The 2410-nt window shown below is 59.7% G+C and carries 4 protein-coding genes; 3 read left to right on the top strand and 1 reads right to left on the bottom strand.

What is annotated here, in order from left to right:
- The coding region (locus OWC48_RS47320; protein WP_368860694.1) for a thiamine pyrophosphate-binding protein at nucleotides 1-106 on the bottom strand (106 nt) is incomplete at its 3' end.
- 409 nt (nucleotides 107-515) lie between these two features.
- Between OWC48_RS47320 and OWC48_RS47035 the strand changes: the two genes are divergently transcribed.
- The 3 genes from OWC48_RS47035 to OWC48_RS45760 all read left to right on the top strand — a co-directional run bounded on the left by OWC48_RS47035 (nucleotide 516) and on the right by OWC48_RS45760 (nucleotide 2324).
- Nucleotides 516-962: a hypothetical protein gene (locus tag OWC48_RS47035; protein WP_306664779.1), complete on the top strand. Its 447-nt coding sequence runs from the start codon at nucleotides 516-518 to the stop codon at nucleotides 960-962.
- Nucleotides 847-1395, top strand: coding sequence for a hypothetical protein (locus OWC48_RS47030; protein WP_306664778.1), 549 nt, complete (start codon nucleotides 847-849; stop codon nucleotides 1393-1395). The genes OWC48_RS47035 and OWC48_RS47030 overlap by 116 nt, the downstream gene beginning before the upstream one ends.
- 755 nt (nucleotides 1396-2150) lie before the next feature.
- Nucleotides 2151-2324, top strand: coding sequence for a hypothetical protein (locus tag OWC48_RS45760; RefSeq protein WP_282525891.1), 174 nt, complete (start codon nucleotides 2151-2153; stop codon nucleotides 2322-2324).
- The last annotated feature ends 86 nt before the right edge of the window (nucleotides 2325-2410 follow it).

The raw sequence follows: 2410 nt of genomic DNA, 5'->3' as shown, positions 1-2410 counted from the left end.
TGGCGCCGAACACGCCATTAATGCCGTCACCGGGGTAACCGAAGATATGGCGGACGCCCCATTGATGCAGACGTTGGACGATGAAGTCGGAGACGGTCTGGGACATCTGGGCAGCCATTACGTTGCGTCACCCGGAGAACCATGGCTGCCACTTATAGTTCCTGCGGGCACATTGAGCGACCGACCAGTACGCGAAGCGGCCCCCGGCAATCGGAGGTTTCCTCAACAAGCCTGCGCAGCATCGGGCCGAACCGAACCACGAGTGACGTCCCCTGAGGCCGTTCTCTTTTATCATATCCTGTTCGCGGGACGTTCGGGGCCCGTTCGCGGAAACACAACCTGGACAGTCGATTGCGGTGTGTGGCCGGGTCGGGGTGTATTCGTCTGTGGAACACCATGGCAGCTCCGAAGTTAGAGATTTGTTGAGTAAGCTAGGTAAACTCCCCGCCGTTGGCCGCAACCGATCGGCGGGCTTTTTGTGAGTTGCGTAAGTGGCAAGGCGTACCAGACCGGCGATGCCGGGCTTCATCAAGCCTCAGCTCGCCACGCTCAAGATGAAAGCCCCGGCGGGCGAGGACTGGATTCACGAAATCAAATACGACGGTTACCGCATCCCATTCCACATCGATGGCGACACCCGCAAAGCCTTCACCCGCAACGGTCACGATTGGATTAAGCGCTTCTCCGTCATTGCCGGTGCCTTCGACCTTCCATACCAGGCCATCATCGACGGCGAGGTCGTAGTCGTCCACGAAGGCCGTACCAACTTCTCCGAACTCCAGGCCGAACTCGCAGGAGGCCGTCAGGATCGTTTGCAGTATTACGCCTTCGATCTCCTATGGCTGGATGGCGGGGACCTTCGGAAGACCTCTCAGCTTTGCGCGGAAAGAACTGCTGAAGGAGTTATTCGAGACGCACGGCATAGAACCGCCAGCTCTCTACAGCGAGCACGCCGAAGGTGACGGGCAGGAGCTATTCAAGGCCGCAGCACGGTTGAACTTCGAAGGCATCGTTTCCAAGCGCGTGGACGCCCCGTATCGATCGGAGCGCACCGAAGCCTGGTGGAAGCTGAAGACGGCCCAGCGCGAGAATTTCCCCGTTGTCGGCTTCGTCAAAGACCCAACCGGCGTCGCCGCGCTCTACCTCGGCAAGAAGGATGGCAAGGAGCTGGTCTACATTGGCAAGGTCGGGACGGGCTGGAGCCGGACGAAGTCGGCGGAAATCCGCAAAGCCCTCGATACGGTCGTTAGCCTGAAAACCAAGCTCACCAAGCCCATCAAGAAGCCTAAGGCCACCTGGGTAGAGCCAAGATACTTTGCGGAGGTCGAGTACCGGGACATCACGTCAGAAGGGCTACTTCGCGCTAGTTCATTCAAGGGTTTGACCCGCAAATAGGAACGCCGGCACCAGGACAGTGTTGCAAGAACGACCAGCCACTCTTGCGAAGCTGCCGGTCTAGCCCCGAGGCCGACGATGAAGAGCGATCCATCCGGTAGTTTGTCCCGTTATGCCGAAATGCCCTCTTCAGCGCAGCAGTTCTACAAGGAGGCGGCTTCATGTCGTGAGGAGGCCGCGCGGAGCACCAATCAAGTCGACCGCGACGGATGGTTGAAGCTCGCTGGCGATTGGGCAGATCTTGCCCTCGCCGCCGAACGCGGCCGAATCTTTCGGCGAGGATAAGCATGGGCGCGTCCGAAGGAGGCTTCGCTCGATGGGTTCGAGTTTCCGAGCGCGATGGCTTTGCGGATTTGCTTGAACGGACGGCCGGACACCTTGGAGAATCCTGACTCGCTAACGCACCACGCCCGTGGCCAGTTTCCAGGTTCAGTGAACAATATCTAGGGGGATGCGGCAGACTTCCTCCCCAATCATCATTTGAGACCACGATGCAGTAATGAAGATTCTTCAGCTCCGGACGTTCGGTCAGAAGCCGTTTGGCAATTGCCTCGGCAACGTCCATTGCTTGAATATCATCCTCCAGCTCGGCCCGCCTTCGTCGGCTACGGTCGCGGAGCACTCCGCTTTGCCTGATCTGGAAGATGAGAGCCTCCGAAGAAAGACCCCGCGTCCAGCTTCGAAGAAGCGACCGGCCCTAAGATTATCGTCGAGGACTCACGCAAAGCGGCTTCCGAGTCCGAGCGCCAGCAAAAGTGGCCAGGGAGAAGGAGGAGGTCAAACGCGAGAGACTGGTCGCGAAAGCGCAGGCGGCGCTCGAAAAGTCGCAGCGCGCGCACGAAGAGCGGGCTAAATCCCCCGACGCCGAGCGGGCCGCGATCGAGAAGCGTGTTCAGGCCGAGCACGACCACTGGGAGAAGGAAAGGTGACAGCCGCATTGCGACGCGCGCGAACGCTAGCCCGAGCGTAGACATTGCTGGGTGCGATTGCTCTGGGGCCAGGTTCCGGCAGCGGA

Origin of the sequence: Bradyrhizobium sp. Arg816, assembly GCF_029989365.1 — a bacterium.
Taxonomy (GTDB): domain Bacteria; phylum Pseudomonadota; class Alphaproteobacteria; order Rhizobiales; family Xanthobacteraceae; genus Bradyrhizobium.
The sequence above is the reverse complement of the archived record's forward strand: the minus strand, read 5'-3'. Positions and strand labels throughout refer to the sequence as shown.